We start from the raw sequence: 17,685 nt of genomic DNA on the forward strand, positions 1-17,685 counted from the left end.
CGGTTTCAGGCAGGATCGATGCACGGCCGCACGGGTTTCCCATCGCCGTCAGAGCAGTTGAAGACAGCCACTTGAAGACGAGACCTATCATGCGGATTATTCAAGCGACCCTCGAACACCTGGACCTGCTGGCCCCGCTGTTCGTCAAATATCGCGAGTTCTACGGTTCCCTGCCCTATCCGGACTCGTCCCGGGCATTCCTTGAAAAACGCCTGCGGCGCAAGGAATCGGTGATTTACCTGGCCCTGGCCGATGACGACGACAAGAAGCTCATGGGGTTCTGTCAGCTCTACCCGAGCTTTTCCTCGCTGTCGCTCAAGCGTGTGTGGATCCTCAACGACATCTACGTCGCCGAAGACGCCCGCCGCCAGCTGGTCGCCGACAACCTGATCCGCACCGCGAAGAGAATGGCCAAGGAAACCCAGGCCGTGCGTATGCGCGTATCCACCAGCAGCAACAACGAAGTGGCGCAGAAAACCTACGAATCCATCGGATTCAAGGAAGACACCGAGTTCAAGAACTACGTGCTGCCGATCAGCGACGAACTCTGATTTTTTCTAACAATGCGCAAGCCGGCCATCGTGGCGAAGGAGCAAACCTCCTCGCCACCAAGGCTGGCGCCTCGTTCCACCCTCGAAACGCCCCGCTACAAAACCAACGCGCTTTTCACCTATCAGCTCGTATAATCCTGAGCTTTCCGGCTTGTAAGAAAAACTACACCCGCTTGTAGGCTTACACCGAATCATCCGCACAGGCCTGCCGAGTCGGGCCGTCACCACAGGTGCCCACATGGATTTCAACCCGATCGACCTCATCCTGCATCTCGACGTCTATCTCGACATGCTGGTGAACAACTATGGGACCTGGATCTACGCCATCCTGTTTCTGGTGATCTTTTGCGAGACCGGCCTGGTGGTCATGCCATTCCTGCCGGGTGATTCGCTGCTGTTCATCGCTGGCGCCGTCGCCGCAGGTGGCGGCATGGACCCGGTGCTGCTGGGCGGCCTGCTGATGCTGGCGGCGATCCTCGGTGACAGCACCAACTACGTGATCGGACGAACGGCCGGCGAAAAACTGTTCAGCAATCCGAACTCGAAGATCTTCCGCCGCGACTATCTGCAACAGACCCACGATTTCTACGACAAGCACGGCGGCAAGACCGTGACCCTGGCGCGCTTCCTGCCGATCATCCGCACCTTTGCGCCGTTCGTCGCCGGTGTCGCAAAAATGCCTTACGCGCGTTTCTTCGGTTTCAGCGTGTTCGGCACCGTTCTGTGGGTCGGTGGTCTGGTGACGCTGGGCTACTTCTTCGGCAACGTGCCGTTCATCAAGAAAAACCTGTCGCTGCTGGTGGTCGGCATCATCCTGCTGTCGCTGGTACCGATGATCATTGGCGTGGTTCGCAGTCGTTTCGGCGGCGCCAAAGCTCAATCGAACTAAGTCGATGTGGTCGCTGAGCGCCTGGCGACGCCGGCGCATCCTGGCAAAGCACCCGATTGCCGATGATATGTGGCAGCGGGTGCGCCACCACCTGACCTTTCTCGACGGCATCAGCGCCGAGGAGGATCAGTGGCTGCGCGAAACCAGCGTCCTGTTCCTTGAAGACAAACACCTGACCGCCCTGCCCGGTGTCGAGCTGCATCAGGAACAACGCCTGCTGCTCGCCGTCCAGGCGCAATTGCCGCTTTTACACCTCGACGATCTGAACTGGTATCAGGGTTTTCACGAAATCGTCCTCTACCCCGACGACTTCCTCAGCCCCCAGCGCCATCGCGATGCCAGTGGGGTGGAACACGAATGGGACGGCGAACACAGCGGTGAAGCCTGGCAGCAAGGGCCGATCATCCTCGCCTGGCCCGGGGTGATGGCCAGTGGTGGCTGGGAAGGCTACAACCTGGTGATCCACGAACTGGCGCACAAACTCGACATGCTCAATGGCGACGCCAACGGCCTGCCGCCGCTGCATGCCGACATGCGGGTCAGCGACTGGGCCCAGGTGATGCAAGCGGCCTACGACGATCTCAACCGCCAGCTCGACCGCCATCCCGACGCCGAAACCGCCATCGACCCGTATGCCGCCGAGAACCCGGCCGAGTTCTTCGCCGTCACCAGCGAGTACTTTTTCAGCGCCCCGGATCTGCTGCACGAGGCTTATCCACAGGTGTATGCGCAGCTGCGGCTTTTCTATCGACAGGATCCGCTGGCACGACTGAAGCAACTTCAGGCCACGGACCCGGTCTATCAGGCACACGAGTAAGGCCTGGACGACCTTCGGTGCATGGCATCGCGGGTGGAATATGCCTATAATCGCCGCCACTTTTTGGTCAATCCGGCCAAGTGTTTTGGTCTACTAACGGGGGCAACGCCCAATGAGCTACAGCAAGATTCCGGCTGGCAAAGACCTGCCGAACGACATCTACGTCGCGATCGAGATCCCGGCCAACCACGCGCCGATCAAATACGAAATCGACAAAGACAGCGATTGCCTGTTCGTTGACCGTTTCATGGCCACCCCGATGTTCTACCCGGCCAACTACGGTTACATCCCGAACACCCTGGCTGACGACGGTGATCCCCTGGACGTGCTGGTCGTAACCCCTTACCCGGTTGCTCCAGGTTCGGTGATCCGCGCTCGTCCAGTCGGCATCCTGAACATGACCGACGACGGCGGCGGCGATGCCAAAGTCATCGCAGTCCCACACGACAAGCTGTCCCAGTTGTACGTGGACGTGAAGGAATACACCGACCTGCCAGCCCTGCTGATCCAGCAGATCGAGCACTTCTTCGCGAACTACAAAGATCTCGAAAAAGGTAAATGGGTGAAAATCGAAGGCTGGGCCGGTGCAGACGCCGCCCGCGAAGCGATCACCAAGTCGGTTGCTGCCTACAAAGGCTAAGCCTCGCGACCTGCGACACGCTTGAAGAAAACCCCGGTTGATCCGGGGTTTTTTGTGCCTGACTGGCAGGGGCTTAAACAGCTTGTTTATGGCTGCCTACAGAAAAGTTTTAGTGTGTGTAATTTCCCACAAGTACGTCTTACATCCCGTCGCAAAATTTGCCGCGATTTTGAACGCCAGGTTTATTCAAACCGCTCTAGGCCGGCCGTAGACTCGTGTTTATGAGAAAGAACACTAGCGGTCCAAGATTCAAGGCACTCCTGGAAGCTGCGAATATCACCACCACGGGATTCGCAAAGTTCTGGGGCACGGAAGCCCAAAACGTTCATAACTGGTACACCCGGGGCGTACCCGCGTACCGCATGGAAGAAGTCGCGCGCCTGCTGTCCGTCAACAGCCAATGGCTGAAAACCGGTGAAGGCCCGAAAGAAGCGCCGCACCTGTACACCGCCGGCGACACGCTGGATGCACAGGCGATTCAGGGCGTCTATACGGTGCTCGAATCCACCGACATCGAACTGCCGCTCTACAAGGAAGCCCCGACTGCCCCTGGCTCCGACAAGACCCATGTCATCAAAGACCCGGAGCAAACCATCCGCCTGCCCCGCAGCCACCTCGAAACCCTGGAAATCCGCCACACCGACGCCATCTGCACACACATGATCGGCAACAGCATGGCCGAGAAGATCGAAGACGGCTCCACCCTCGCCATCGACCGCGGCCTCACCCAGGTGGTGGACGGCGAAATCTACGCCATCGAACACGACGGCATGCTGCGCATCAAATACCTGCACCGCATGCCCGGCAATGCCCTGCGCCTGCGCAGCCACAACAGCGCCGAATACCCGGACGAGATCTTCCGGGCAGCGCAGATCGAGGAGCAGAGGATTCATGTGTTGGGGTGGGTGTTCTGGTGGTCGACGCTGGGCAAGCGGCGGCCGGTGGTGCCGTTTCTCTGAGGTTACTGCTGCTGTGGGAACTCGCCGGCTGGCGATGAGGCCCGGAAAATCAGTACAAATCCCGAATTTGTTCTGCTGCGGTCGCTCTAAACCGCACTTCAGGCTGGGAATCCCCGGCAAAACTCAGTATCCTGCGCCCCACATTCGCGCATCGACCGCCCTGCGGCACAGATGACGCCTGACGCGGCAGACCACTGTCTGACCAAGTCCCACAGCCGGACGCAAGATCCGGGTGTACGTTTTGAAGGCTGGCGCGGTTTACCAAAAATAAACCAAGCCAGTCCCCGAGAAGCCGGCCACAAGCCGGCTTTTTAATGCCTGCTGAAAAGCCGGTCGGGTGTCGGTTTACAGTCAGAGCGCTGTGCAAGGGCGCCTGCACAACTCATCACACAACAGAGCCCCGCCTGCTGGAAGCAACGGCAACTCTGATTGCTCAAGTCACCCCACAAGGACGTTCATTATTGATGCCCCAATCCATTAGTTCCCACGTGAAATCAACTGGCCTGGCAGCCGCCTTGTGCCTTTGTCTTTCAGGATGCGTTGGAGCAATCGTATCGCTCCCGGAAAAGACAACCGTCAAGACAGACGCTTACAAAGCGCAAAGCTATCGGTCAATCACACCGCAAATCAGCAGAACGGTCACGTCAACGCCTACACGGGAATGGTGCGGGATAACCGTTTGGGCACTGATCATTCCGGTGCCATTGAAACTACCGGTGTGCACATCGTATTTCGAGCAGTCCTTCGGCAACGACGAATTCGGAAACGAAGCCGTTCTGCTCGACTCGCAACAAACGGTGCCATCCCCGTTCTACGCCTGCGGCCCATTCATGATGTTGGGACCGATCGTCCATGGTTACCAAGGCAATGCGCTTTGCGGCGTTTTTCCGAAATGATGGCGGATCTGTAACTGCCCCCCAACACTTGCCAACCCCAACCCCCACAGTGCTAAATCCCGCGCGACAACACCCTTCACCGGCCGGATTTCGGTATTGAACCCCACGGGGAACCCAAGGAATGGCGCTCCACATCCCGACCCTGCTGGTCGTCTCGGTCTTCGTTTTCTTGTTAATGGGCCTGCTGACCCTCCACGCCTGGTATCGCGAAACCCGTGAGCGGCCGCTGGCGTATCTGGGCTGCATGATGTTGCTGGCCGCGCTGGGCATGCTGTTGGTCAGTTGGCGGGGTAAAGGGGTCGATTTCATTCCGATCGTGATCGGCAATGTGATCCTGCTGCTCAGTGCCGGGCTGAACTGGACGGCCATGCGGGTGTTTGTCGGTCGGGCGCCGTCAGTGTCGGGGATCGTGGGCGGTGCGACCATCTGGTTGACCCTGTGTCTGATCCCCGCTTTCTACAACGCGATGCCGGCCCGCGTTGTTGCGTATTCGCTGCTCGCGTTCGGCTATGGGCTGCTGACGGCAATGGAGCTCTGGCGCAGCCGCAAAAGTCTGGACGTTGCCTACACGCCCGCGCTGCTCCTGACGTTGTGGCACACCGCGTTCTACGGCATCAGAAGCCTGATCGATGAGGGTTTGCCGCTGGATCAATCGCGATCCGGCGTCGGCGATGGCGCGCATTTTTTCTCTTTCATGCTGTTCGAGTCGATGCTCTACGTCATCGGCATCGCCTACATGACGCTGGCGATGGTGAAGGAACGCGCCGAACGGAAATTCAAGGCGGCTGCGCTGACCGATCCGTTGACGGGGATTGGCAATCGTCGGGCCTTTCTGCAGCAAGCCGAACAACTGTTGACCCTCGGCAAACGCCGGACGGAAACCGCCGCATTACTGCTCTGCGATCTCGATCACTTCAAGCGTCTTAACGATACCTTTGGCCATCCGGCCGGTGATCAGGCACTGATCGCCTTCAGTCGGGTGATGGGCAATCAGTTGCGTAAGGGTGACGCGTTTGGGCGTATCGGTGGCGAAGAGTTCGCCTGTCTGCTGACAGGCGCCGATGAACAGGTTGCCGTGCAAGTGGCCGAGCGGATTCGTGAGGCGTTTTCCGAACTGACGACTCTGGGAGCCGGCGTCCTCAGCGTCAGCATCGGTGTCGTGACGACACGGGAGTCGGGTTACGAACTGTCACGCCTGCTCTCGGAAGCCGACGAAGCACTGTACGGCGCCAAGGATCGGGGACGCAACCGCGTGCAAACCTTGCGCAAGCTGTACCTGAGCCTCACGGATAGCTGAACGACTTCACCAACGTCAACTCCCCCACCGCCCGCATCGGCACGATAAAAGTCTCCATCTTCTCGCTCGGTGTCCCTTCCTCGGTAATCACCGTCACCTGCGCGGTGGTCAGCGGCTGCACCGCCTCTTCCCCGCCCTCGTCATCACCGCGATAGCCACCGCCGAAGTAGTTCACATACACCAGATACTGCCCCTTGATCGGCGCCGGCATGGCGAAGATTTCCGGGCCGTAACCGGTGGTCACGTCAACGTCCAATGCAGCGCCGTTGGGGGCGACGCGGTTGCCGTACCAGATGTGCGCGCCGTCCGGTGTGACCAGGTGCAAGTCGAGGTCGGTGCCGTCGCTGTCCCAGGACAGCAGCACGCGCAGTTTGGCCGGGGTGGCGCCGCCGCTGACGTTGAGAAATTGCGTGCGGTGGCGTTGCTGGCCGTCGGGGCTGCGGACTTCGACGCTGTTGCTGCCGTTGGGGAACGAGAACGGGCGGTCGAAGCGGCCGCTGTCGTCGATTTTCAGCGGCATGCTGACGCCGTTGACGATCAGCCGGCCGGGCTCTTTGTTTTTCGGTGTGGCTTTGATTTCGCCGCTGATGCGTGCGGTGTTGGCCTGACCGACCGGGGTGTTCACCGAGGAGGCCGGGTAGTTGACGGTCTGACGGAAATTTTCGCCTTCGCCCTCGGGCGCGCCGCTGCGCCAGCCGCCGATCGGGGTGTCGAGTTTGACGCTGTCGGCGGCCATCGCCATTGGCAATGCATTGAGCGCGCAGAGCAACAGCAAGACCTGTGGATAACGGAGTGTCATGGTCTATTCCAACAAAAGGTGACGGGCGAGCCCTTCGATATAGGTTTCATCCTGGCCGTTGGGGTGTGCTTCAAAGGCCAGGTGCAGGTATTCGTGAGTCAGGTCGAGGCGATCCTGCAAAGACAGCACGCCGCGCACGTAGATGCGCTGACGTTCGCGGTCGACGAAGGGTCGGCCGAAGGCGAGTTTGCAGACGGCGAAAGTGCTGACTTCGTTGTAGCCGGTTTCGCTTTCCAGCCTCGGACGCCAGCCGCGCCGTTGTTTTTGCAGCCAGTCTTGCGCGGCGGGCAACGCTTCGCAGGACGCCACCGGGTTGTCCCAACGGCTAAGGCTGGCCCGGGGATAGGCGTGCAGCAGAATCGCGTCGTAGCGCTGGCCGGCATTGGCTTGTTCGACGGCTTGCTGCCAGGCAAGTTTGTCGGGGCCGGGTTGATCGGAGTGATAGGTGACGGTGCTGCCGGCCAACACCAGATCTGCCGTCCACGCCGCAATGCTGCGCGACTCGGCGGAGGCTGGACGCGGTGCGACCCGTTGGCGGGTGCTGCTGTCATCGATGCTCAGGCATTCGCCGTTGCGCGTGGCGTTTTGCAGCAGATACGTGCGGATTGCCACGGCCAATGCTCTGGCGGCTTCGGCGGGTTCGGGTTTGGCTTCACGCTCCAGCACACGGGCGACGTACTCTTCACGATCGAGCCGAGCAACAAGCTTGTCGTTGAGCAGAAACAGTTCGCCGTCGCTGTGGATATCCAGCGCATTGCCATTGGCGAATTCGACGCGGTAATCACCCTGCAATGGGCCTGAGCCAGCAACGCGCTCACCCGACAGAACCCGCGAAACCGGATAACGCGAGAACAGTCCGACCTCAACGCAACGCCCCGCTTCTGCCGGCCAGGAAGAAGGCAACACCGTCGCCAACGCCGGGCCGTAATGCCGCAGAACCATCTGACTGGTGCCACGGCCACCGGCCCAGATCGGCGTGCCATCCGCCGTCCAGCCGGCGAATCCGCCCTGGCGTGATTGAGGGTCCTGATCGCCGAGCCAGCTCCAGGTTTTCACCCGCAAGCGGCCACCCAGTTCACCGACGACATTGCCGTCCGCCGCGTTCAGCACCACGTCGAGCAGCACACGACGCATCTGATCCTGAGCCGGCAGCAAAGCCAAAACCTTCAGCAAGTCAGCCACGGAAACCCGAGTAGCCGGTTGCACCGATGGCAGGTCCAGCAACCACGACGGCGCCTGTCGCGCCTGCCAATAGGTTTTCCAATCGCCAGCGGTTATGCCCAACCGCGCCGGCTCGAAATACAGCCCGCAGGATTTCACCAGCGCCTGATCACGTTCGATCTTGCCGCCCGCGGTGCAGCAATAGACTTCTTCCTTCGACTGCCCGCGGCATTCATACGCCGGTTCTTGCGCGCCGGTATCCACCAGCCACGCGTAAACGAACATCTTCCACAGACTGCCCAGCGGCGTATCCAGAGACGAAGGCAGCGGCTCGCGAGCGGTCAGTTGCGTGGTGTTCAGCGACAGCAACTCGCCCTTGTAGGCCATGCGCAACGGTTCATCCTGCGCCGTCGCCAGCGCAGGAATCACACACATCAGCAGCCACAGCAGCGGCCGGGTCATGTCAGTTGACCGTGACCTGACCGAGGGCGGCTTTCGCTTCCTGGGCCTGATGCTGCGGCGCGTAGACCTGAGTGAAACGCACCGGCGGCAGGTTGAACTGGCCCTTCTGCGAGAACCGCACCAGATGCCGCAGACGCAATTCACCGCTCAGCGCATCCACCGGCACCGCGTAGGCCAGTTGGCCCGGTTCGAACCGTGCTTTTTCCAGAGCGGTCGGCTCGATGCCATCCTTGCCCTGCAACTTGATGCCCCATGTGGTGCGCTCGACATCCGCGCCCGGCGGCAGCGGCACTTCGAGCATGCCGTAGCGCAGCGGTTTCGGTGCCTTGCTGGTGAGGATCACTTCGTCCAGATACAGGCTGTCGCTGGACAGTGGTTTAGTACCGACCGGCTCCAGTTTGAAGGTAAAGGCTTCGTCACCCGGCACCAGACGCGACAAGCGACGGGTGATAGTTACAGCCATCGGATCGACTGCCGGTTGTTGAGTCTGGAAACTCAGCGCGGCACGCAACGGACGCTCCTGAGTACCCGACACCGTCAACACGCTCGGCACCGGCGCAGCACCTTGCCACGTCCAGAACATCTCGCCGGTCGCGCCGTAGTTTTTCTTCCAGCCTTCACCCGGTGCCAGCGCGATGGTCGGCGACGCCTGAGCGATGCTGCGTTGCAGCCAGGTCAGCGCCAGCGCGCGTTCGAGGGTTGATTGCTGCGGCAACAGGCGTTGCAGCAGCGCGTTCGCACGAGCCTGATCGAACGGTTGCAGCGACAGGTTCAGCGCTTCGATAAACGGCTGCGAACTGACCGACAAGCGCTGTTGCGCAGCGCCCAACTGACGATTGAACGCATCCGGCAAAGCGACTTTCGACTGGGTCGCCAGCGATGCGGTCAGGATCCGCGCCGCCGCCAGACCGAGCGCCGAATCCGGATCGCTCATCACCAGACTGTCTTCACCGTCGTCCATCAGGTTCGCGGCATTGCCTTCACCGGCCTTGGCCAGATCGTCCATCAAGCCGCTGAGCAGCGTGTTGACCGGCAGATGCATCTGCTTGGCGAACGACAGGATCAGCGCCCGTTGCAGCAACGGCGTGTTCGGCGCCTGCTTGGCGTAGACCTCCAGTACCCGCTGCCAGTGCTCCGGCGGCAAGGTCAGTTCCAGTACCTGACTGGCGTTCCAGTCGGCGTAATAGGCGTAAGCGGTGAGGAACGCATCCGGCTCGCCGTCGAAGCCCCACCAGGTGAAGCTCGCCGACGGCCCGGCCATTTGCACCAGACGCAGACGGCTGTTCTGCATGATCAGACGCAAGCGATCGCGGACCTGCGGGCTCGACGCCAGCGACGGATAAGCGATGCTCAGCGGCAGCAAGCGGCTGGCGGTCTGCTCGACGCCGCCGTACGGATAGCTGAGCAGATCGTCGAGGGCCGAACGGAACAGCGCTTGCGGGCTGTCATCCAGACGCAGGCGAATGTCGGTGGCGTCCGCCGGCAGAGTCAACGGCGTGTCGCCGCTGGCCACGTCGAGGCTCTGAGTCTGCGTCACTTGCCAGCCTTCACCGGTCGCGGTGAGGCGCACAGCGAGGGCGTCGGCGGTCTTGCCGTCCTGCACCAGCTCGGCTGTCCACTCGCCGGTACCCAATGCAAACGCCGGCAGCGGCAGGTAGTTGATGCCGTTATTGAGGGTCACCGGCAGGCGCTGTTCGGCACCGGCGTAGTGCGTCACCAGTTCAGCCTTGACCGGTTTCTCGGCCTGGCTGAAGGCGAACACGCCGAGTTGCGGCTGATCGCCCTTGCGGAATTTGCTCGGCCCGCTCCACTTCAGGTACAGCGGTTTTTCCGAGCGGACGAACTGCTTCTTCTGCCCGACCTGACCGTCATCGGCAATCGCCCGCGCGGTGATGCGCCAGCGGGTCAGCGAGTCAGGCATCTTGAAGGTGAAACGAGTCTTGCCGTCGGCGTCGGTCAGCAATTCCGGCTGCCATGCGGCGGTGTCGACGTCTTCGCGACGCGGCCGCTCCAGCACTTTCACCCCGCGTTCGCTGCGGTTGGCCTTGCCCGGCGCGCCGGGGCTGCCCGGCAATGCCACGTCGTAGCTGATGAACGACAGGCTGGCGCTGGTACGCACGTTGTTGCGGCGCGGGTGGTAGAAGAACTGGTCGATGGTCGGCGCGACTTCCGGTTGCAACGCGTAGACCATTTCATCCACGACGCTGACCGTCAGGTGCGCCGGCACTGCCTTGCCGGCGAACTGCGTGGTCAGGTCGACCGTCACGGTATCGCCCGGCTGATAAGTCTCTTTGTCGGTCTTGATCGCCACGTCGATCTGCGGCGCGACGACCTTGATCCCGGCGTTCTGGAAGCTGTACTGACCGCCCTTGGTGTAGAGCACGGAGAACGTCAGGTTCGGCGCGAAGTTGTCCTTCACCGGGATGCGTGCGCGGTATTGGGTGTCGCTGAGTTTTTCCAGTTTCAGCCAGTCGCCGCCCTTGGCCAGCAGCGCGGTGGCTTCGACCTTGTCGCGCTCCAGCGACAGCAGCGCATCGCTCACCGGCTCCGGGAACGTGATCAGCGCCAGTGCTTCGTCGCCGGCCTTGTACTCGGGTTTGTCGAGGACGATTTCCACGGTGCCCGGCACCGCCTTGACGCCGTCGCCGGTGACCGAATGACCGGTGCCACCGAGCACCCGGCCGAACTGATCCTTCAGCGACAGGTTGTAGGTCCCCGGACGATCAAACGTCACGCTGAAGCCTTTGTCTTTCGCCGCCAGTTTGCCTTCGCCGGTGGTCTGGTCTTCCAGACGCACCCAACTGTAGCTGCTCGGCACAACGGCCTGAGCCTGCACGCTGCCACCCTCGTTGGCGTAGCTGAATGCAACCTTGTCGCCCACCGCGCTGAAACGCTGCGGCGCAGTCAGGCGGAAGCTGGCGGCGCCACGGTCGATGAGGATTTCCTTGGTGGTCTTGACCCGGTACGCCGCGCCATCGCTGGCGAACACGGTGAGCATGTAGCGGCTCGGTTTGTCGGCGGCCGGCAGGTCGAGAGTCGCGTTGCCCTTGCTGTCGGTGGTCAGTTCGGTGCTGGTCAGTTCCACCGGGAATTGCCCGAGGTATTGCAGCTCGTTGTCGACCATCGACAGTTGCTGGGCACGCAGGCTCAGGGTCAGTTTGGCGTTGGCCACCGGTTTACCGTCCGGGTACAGCAGCACCAGGCTGCCCTTCACCGGTTCGCCGGTACGGTAATCCTGCTTGGCCAGATTCAGCGAGATTTCGAAGTGCGGCTTGATGTACTCAGCCACCCGGAACGCGCTGCTGTAAGCCTGATCCTTGTAGTTGAAACGCAGCTCGTAACCACCGGCCACCGCGTTGTCCGGCAACTGGAAACGGCCCTGAGTGCCGGCCTTGGAATCAAGTTTCAGGTCAAGACGCTGCAACTCGGTGCCGGTCGCATCGAGCACGCTGACATTGACGTCCGCCGCACCCGGCAATACCGAGTCCCGTGCGTTCTTGAATTCGCGTCCGACGATTTTCAGCGACACCCAATCACCCGGGCGATACAGCGGCCGGTCGGTGAAGGCGTAGAGTTTGGTGTCGTAGATTTCGCTGTCGTAATAGAAGTTTTCCGAGACGAACACGCCGCCCTCTTCGTCCTCGCCGATCACGAACGAACGCTCCGGGCTGACGTGTTTCAGGCGCAGCAAACCATCGGTGTCGGTGGCGCCGCTGCTCATCACGCCGAGGCCGTCGGTCCACAGCACATTGACCTTCGGCACCGAACTGCCTTCGTGTTTGCGCGCGGCCCACACCAGCAACTCATCACCGGCAATCTTGCTCACCGCCACAGTGTTGGAAACGAACACCATGGTGGTCGCGCGGTACTTGCCGATCAGCGCTTCAACCAGGTACAGGCCCGGTTTCAGGTTGCCTAGCGGGATGTAGACGTTGCCCGGCGCAACGCTGACGAACTCGCTGGAAGAACCGGCCAGATTCACGCCTTCCGGCGGCTGAATTGGCTTGGCTTGCCACAGCGGATAACGGAACTGACTGACCACCGGCAGGCCCGGAATCAAGGCGAACTGCGGCTGCGCGTCGTAAGGCGTCGGCGCAGCGATGGCGCTGCCCATCTTCAGCTCCGGCACCTCTTCGGTGACTTGCTGACGCGATTCGTAGGAGAACGCACGCTGCATCACCCGACGGGATTTGCGGTACCAGTTGTCCCACAGGTACGCGAGGGTGTTCGACAGGCCTTCGCCCTTGAACTGGCCGTCGCTGACCACGCGGTGCAGGTTCTTCTGGCGCTTGAGGAAGTCCAGCGGCTTGTCGATCTTGTACACGCGAATGTCGGCGCCGCCGTACGGTTCCATGCGGAAACGACGGTAGTCACGGCCCGGCGCTTCGAGGCGCACAACCGCCTGTTCGTCGCTGGCGAAACTGCTGTCGGCCAGCAGGAAGAAGCTTTCACCGGAGACCGGCGTGTAGCCGCTTGGCTCGACGGAATCTTCGGCATTCACGGCCGAAAATGGCAGGGCGAACAGCAACAGAAAAGGCAGTAAACGCAGCATGCGGGCACCGGTCATTGGGAGAGAAAGTTCAGTCGATAGACGCCGATGAAGTTGGGGTTGGCTGCGTCGGGTATCCATCGGGTGTCCTTCCATGTCATGAGTTGCTGCAGGCTTGCCGAACGCATGCCGTTGTCAGTGGGGGTGGTCGTGCCGGTGTGATAGGCGATGTAACGGCCCATCCAGATCATCAGGTGCTGGTCGTCGCCCTGATCGAAAAACATCAGATCGCCGGGCCGTGCCTGAGACACGTCGCGGCCGATCAGATGGCTGTTGAACTGAATCAGTTTGATCGCGTTGACGTAGGGCCCGACCTTGCCGCCGCCCTGTTGCCATTGCTGGGCAAACTTGCGTTGCTCGTCGCTCAACGCCAGCTCCGGCGGCAGGTAGCGGTTGGACACGCCATTGCTGCGCAGCCATTTGTCGTCATGGACTTTCAGCGCTTCGTTGGCGGCAAACCGCACCAGTCCGGCGCAGTCCTGCTGATACCAGCGCGGGCTCGGGCCTTTGCTCAACTGCTCCTGAGCGATGCGCACGAACCAGGCGCGAAAGACCTGGGACTGCGCAGGATCGAGCGCCGGCGCTTCGACCGCTCGGGCACCCGCGCTCAGTAACAGCGCGAGCAAGCCGAGGCTGCGGATCAGTGCCGTCACAGCGCTTTCCACTCCAGCGGCAGCCATTGCCAGTGACCGTCGGGCTCACTGCCTTCCGGCAACGTCAGGGCGTATTTGCCGTAACCGCCGAGGGTGCGCAGTTTCGGGATCAGGTAGGTTTGCGCGGCGTTGTAGAACACCGGCTCCATGTCCTGCGGCAGGCTGTCGAGGGTTTCCTGCTGCATCAGCTGCGCCATCGAATCCGGGCCGAAGTAGATCGGCATCAGCACGTCTTTGGGCAGCACATCGGCCATCGGCGGGAAGCGTTTGTCGAGGGTGCCGAGAGCCTTGTCGACCAGTTTGTCGTCGAGGGAAAACAGCAGCGTCGAACCGTGGCGCGCCAGGCTGACTTTCATGAAAGCCTTGCCGGTGATCGCGTCCGGATTCTCGGCATCCTTGGCCGCATACGGGCCGAAGTTGGAGCTGACCTGACGTTGCCAGAGGTGGCTCTGGCCTTCCTGTTTTTCCACCACCGGGAACGCGTGCTCATCGACGTTGCCTTCATAGGCGCCGACCATCGAATCGAACAGCGTGCCGATATCACCATCGAGTTTGCCGCTGTCCTCGTCCTTCAGACTGGCTACCAGCAATGGCGTATACAGCCGCGAATCGGCGTACCAGCACAGACCCGCCGCGCCGGCCACGTGTTCGGTAAGTGTCTGCGCTACTACTTCTTCGGCGCCGAGTTTAACCAGCAATGGTTTCTGCGGCTCGGCAGCTACCGGCAAGGTCACGCAGGCACTGGCACCCAGCGGCATGGCTTGCCAGACCGGTTTGAAATCGAAGTCCGGCTGGTTCTCCAGTTCATCCATGGCCAGGAAGCTGTGCCAGCCCTTGTCGTCCATGTCGAAACGCAGGCCGGCGAAGTTCGGGATGAAGCGCTGGTAGCCCATGGCGAGGACGCTGGAATTGACCGACAGACGCTGTTTGGTTTCAGGTGTTTTAGCTGGCAGCCCGAACGCTTCGGGGAACAGTTTTTCGCCATTGAGCAGCGCCGCCAGCGCTTGTGGCGAAACATGGCCAGACTCTTCGGAGGCGCCACTTTCAGGGTCGTAGAATTTGGTCGGGTTGGAAAGCACCACCAGTTTGTCGCCACGGGAAGCGAACAACAGTGATTTGCTGGCGTTGTAGGTCAGTTGATACAGCGGCACCTCGTCACTGCCGACTTTCAGGGTGCTCAACACGCTCAGTTGCGAATCATCCAGCGCGACTTTCGCCAGCGGCTCCAGCAGTTTGGCCAAACCGCCGCGATCCATCACCAACAGGAAATCCTTCAGACGACCATCGGCGCCACGCCACAGCGCTACGTCTGCCGGTTGATCGAAGAGCTGTTCGATCAGGCTGTCCTGCAGCTTCAGATCATGCTCGTAGATGATCCGCCGAAGACTGCCGATCAGCCCGAGGCGATCAGCATGGGTCTCGTAATAGAAGACAAAATCCTCGGTGAGCGTGGCCTTGAGGAACGGCACCGTCAGCAAGTCCTTGGGCAACTGGCTCAGGGAGCGGGTTTCCAGCAGCGCGTCCGGGCGGCTCAGGCCGAGCTTGTCGCTGGCCAGTGCCGCCGCAGGCAGCTTGGGCTTGTGCATCAGCCAGCCGAGCCCGCCCGCCACGCCGGCCACCAGGCACAGCCCGACCACCAGCAACGGCCAGCGCCGGGAGGGTTTGCCGGCAGGCGTTACGGCGGCCGGTGTAGCAGTGTTATCGCTCATCTTTCCAGAACCCGAGTTCATCCGTGGCGGGATGCTTAATAGTTGAAAGTCTTGACCAGCAGCAGATCACCGATGGCCCGCAGGGGCACGATGAACGTTTCGCGTTTTTCGTCGACGGTGTTTTCGTTGAGCACCAGCGTGATCTGCGAGGTGATGACCTCGTTCTGGTTGCTGGTCTCCTCGAAGTTATAGCCGCCGTCGCCGAAGTTGCCCCAATAGTTGACGTAAACCAGATAGGTGCCATGCAGCGGCGCGGTCATGGTGAACATTTCCGGGCCGGGGCCGTCGACGCCGTCCGGGTCCAGACCGCCGCCATTGGTCAACGCCGTGTGGGCGAAAAACGCATGCTGGCCGTCAGGCGTAATGATGTGCAGGTCGAGTTCGGCCTTGGGATCATCCCAGCCGAGCACCACGCGAATTCGCGCCGGAGTGCGCAGGTTGTTCGCTTCGTAGAACTGCACGCGCTTGAGCGACTGGCCTTCGGCGCTGCGCACTTCGACGCTGTTGGAGCCTGCGCCAAATGCATAAGGCCGGGCGAAACGCCCATCGTCGTCGGTGTACAGATTCAGCGGATTGCCGTTGACCGCCAGGGTGTGCGGCCCGCGCTGGTTGCCGATGGCCTTGAGCTGGCCCTGGATCATCGTGCGATTACGCTGGATGCCGCGATCGATCGGCGGCGTGGGATAGGCGACTTGCGGGTTTTCACTGCGGTCGAGCAAACCGTTATAGCGCCAGCCGCCCACCGGTTCCGACAGATCAGCGCTCGGCGCCGCCCATAAAGCGGGGGCGCAGGCCAACCCGACCAGCAGCAAAAGAAATGAACGCATGTGATGCCTCCTGCCATGCCTGAACGAAACCTTGCACCCGATCCTCGGTACTTCACAGCGGTGAAAACTGCGTTTCGTCTGAAAGACCCGTGACTGTCGGGTCGTAGAAGGCGCGAAGGTTAGCGATTCGGCAGTTTTTTAACAATCGGATACATCTTGAAATGCGGTGGGAATCACGCACCCGGGTGGACGATGAGCCGAATAGGCGTCATATTCGGCTCACAAAATGAGCCGAATAGCATTTCTATTCGGCTCACGCACTCAGGAACAGCATTTCATGGCAACTCACTGGATCTGGCAGCAACCCGATTGGCCCGACTTCAATTGGCAGGCAGAGCGTCTCACTGCGCTGTTGCGCGAATGCGTTCAGGCGCAGGGACAATTGATGGGCATGGCGGGATCAGTGGGCAATTCACTGAGCGCTCAGACTGAGCTGGACGCGTTGCTGCAGAACATCGTGACCTCCTCGGCCATCGAGGGGGAGCAGTTGAATGTTGAATCCGTGCGTTCTTCATTGGCACGACGTCTGGGGCTGGAATCACCGGATGGCGACAACGTCAGCAAGCGCAGCGAGGGGCTGGCGCAACTGATGCTCGATGCCACTCAACGTTTTGCCGAACCGCTGACGCTGGAACGATTGCTGGAATGGCATTCATGGCTGTTTCCAGAACAGGAGAGTGGTTTCCTTGCGCGAGCAATCAATGTCGGCGCATTACGCGGCGATGAGCCGATGCTGGTGGTTTCCGGACGAATCGACCGTCCGACCGTGCACTTCGAGGCGCCACCGCGACAAGGCCTTGAGCGACAACTCGACAGTTTTCTCAAGTGGTTCGACGCCAGTCAGCATCAGGCAGGCCTCGATCCTTTACTGCGAGCCGGTATCGCACATTTCTGGTTCGTCACCTTGCACCCGTTCGATGACGGCAACGGACGCCTGACTCGCACCCTCACCGATCTGGCACTGGCGCAGGGCGAAGCGCAGGCGATTCGTTTTTACGCGATGTCCGCCAGCATTCTCGATGACCGCGCGGGCTACTACCGAATTCTGGAATCCAGTCAGAAAGCCACGCTGGACATCACCGACTGGCTCGCATGGTTCCTGCAAACCCTGCTGCGCAGCCTGCAGCAGGCCATCGCACGGATTGAAAGTGTGTTGGGCAAGTCGCGCTTCTGGCAGGCACACCGCGAGTCCGGGCTGTCGGCGGAGCAGATCAAAGTGCTCAATCGTTTGCTCGACGGTGGTGAGCGCGGTTTCGAGCACAGCATCAGTGCGGCGCAATACCAGAGTGTGGCCAAGGTCTCCAAAGCCACGGCGACCCGACATCTGGCGGAACTGCTGGAAAAAGGCTGCCTGCAACGTCTTCCGGGCGGCGGGCGGAGCACTCGTTATCAGATCCGTTATCCGGTCGAATCGACTGACTGACACCATTCTCCGTCGGCCCGCTCATTTGCCCATAAACCCCCTATCTGCTAGTG

General features: G+C 61.0%; 14 protein-coding genes. 8 read left to right on the forward strand and 6 right to left on the reverse strand.

What is annotated here, in order from left to right; translation table 11 throughout:
• Nucleotides 1-89: 89 nt before the first annotated feature.
• From AC1RME_RS24140 to AC1RME_RS24170, 7 genes are all read left to right on the forward strand, one after another.
• Nucleotides 90-551: a GNAT family N-acetyltransferase gene (locus AC1RME_RS24140; protein WP_096820770.1), complete on the forward strand. Its 462-nt coding sequence runs from the start codon at nt 90-92 to the stop codon at nt 549-551.
• 238 nt (nt 552-789) lie between these two features.
• The gene (locus AC1RME_RS24145) at nt 790-1,440 is read left to right on the forward strand and encodes a DedA family protein (protein ID WP_096820769.1); all 651 of its coding nucleotides are present in this window, start codon (nt 790-792) and stop codon (nt 1,438-1,440) included.
• A gap of 4 nt (nt 1,441-1,444) precedes the next feature.
• Complete coding sequence (locus AC1RME_RS24150) at nt 1,445-2,257, forward strand: M90 family metallopeptidase (RefSeq protein ID WP_096820768.1); 813 nt, start codon at nt 1,445-1,447, stop codon at nt 2,255-2,257.
• 112 nt (nt 2,258-2,369) lie between these two features.
• Nucleotides 2,370-2,897, forward strand: a complete 528-nt coding sequence (gene ppa, locus AC1RME_RS24155; RefSeq protein ID WP_007990564.1) for an inorganic diphosphatase — start codon at nt 2,370-2,372, stop codon at nt 2,895-2,897.
• Between the two features lie 221 nt (nt 2,898-3,118).
• Entirely contained in the window at nt 3,119-3,856 is a 738-nt protein-coding gene (locus tag AC1RME_RS24160; RefSeq protein WP_085732972.1) for a S24 family peptidase, read from the forward strand.
• A 464-nt stretch (nt 3,857-4,320) separates the two neighbouring features.
• On the forward strand, nt 4,321-4,752 hold the full coding sequence (locus AC1RME_RS24165; protein WP_096820767.1) for a hypothetical protein: 432 nt from the start codon (nt 4,321-4,323) through the stop codon (nt 4,750-4,752).
• A gap of 121 nt (nt 4,753-4,873) precedes the next feature.
• The gene (locus AC1RME_RS24170) at nt 4,874-6,049 is read left to right on the forward strand and encodes a GGDEF domain-containing protein (RefSeq protein WP_493091852.1); all 1,176 of its coding nucleotides are present in this window, start codon (nt 4,874-4,876) and stop codon (nt 6,047-6,049) included.
• Here the strand turns inward: AC1RME_RS24170 and AC1RME_RS24175 are convergent.
• The 6 genes from AC1RME_RS24175 to AC1RME_RS24200 are packed head-to-tail and all read right to left on the reverse strand — an operon-like array spanning nt 6,036 to nt 16,209.
• Nucleotides 6,036-6,848, reverse strand: a complete 813-nt coding sequence (locus tag AC1RME_RS24175) for a YfaP family protein (RefSeq protein WP_493091853.1) — start codon at nt 6,846-6,848, stop codon at nt 6,036-6,038. The two genes, AC1RME_RS24170 and AC1RME_RS24175, sit on opposite strands and share 14 nt — an antisense overlap.
• 3 nt (nt 6,849-6,851) lie before the next feature.
• Nucleotides 6,852-8,471 (reverse strand): DUF2300 domain-containing protein, encoded by a 1,620-nt coding sequence (locus tag AC1RME_RS24180; RefSeq protein WP_493091855.1) that lies wholly within the window; start codon nt 8,469-8,471, stop codon nt 6,852-6,854.
• 1 nt (nt 8,472) lies between these two features.
• Nucleotides 8,473-13,038: an alpha-2-macroglobulin family protein gene (locus AC1RME_RS24185; protein WP_493091856.1), complete on the reverse strand. Its 4,566-nt coding sequence runs from the start codon at nt 13,036-13,038 to the stop codon at nt 8,473-8,475.
• The gene (locus AC1RME_RS24190) at nt 13,035-13,700 is read right to left on the reverse strand and encodes a DUF1175 domain-containing protein (protein ID WP_170931650.1); all 666 of its coding nucleotides are present in this window, start codon (nt 13,698-13,700) and stop codon (nt 13,035-13,037) included. The genes AC1RME_RS24185 and AC1RME_RS24190 overlap by 4 nt, the downstream gene beginning before the upstream one ends.
• A complete protein-coding gene (locus AC1RME_RS24195; RefSeq protein ID WP_493091857.1) occupies nt 13,670-15,382 on the reverse strand; it encodes a DUF2138 domain-containing protein in 1,713 nt (570 codons plus the stop codon). Before AC1RME_RS24195 ends, AC1RME_RS24190 begins: the two co-directional genes overlap by 31 nt.
• A gap of 35 nt (nt 15,383-15,417) precedes the next feature.
• Entirely contained in the window at nt 15,418-16,209 is a 792-nt protein-coding gene (locus AC1RME_RS24200) for a YfaP family protein (RefSeq protein ID WP_096820761.1), read from the reverse strand.
• A 277-nt stretch (nt 16,210-16,486) separates the two neighbouring features.
• On the opposite strand from AC1RME_RS24200, the gene AC1RME_RS24205 reads away from it, so the two are divergent.
• Nucleotides 16,487-17,632 (forward strand): Fic family protein, encoded by a 1,146-nt coding sequence (locus AC1RME_RS24205; protein WP_493091858.1) that lies wholly within the window; start codon nt 16,487-16,489, stop codon nt 17,630-17,632.
• The last annotated feature ends 53 nt before the right edge of the window (nt 17,633-17,685 follow it).

It is taken from the genome of Pseudomonas sp. GW822-FHT03F08 (assembly GCF_058801265.1).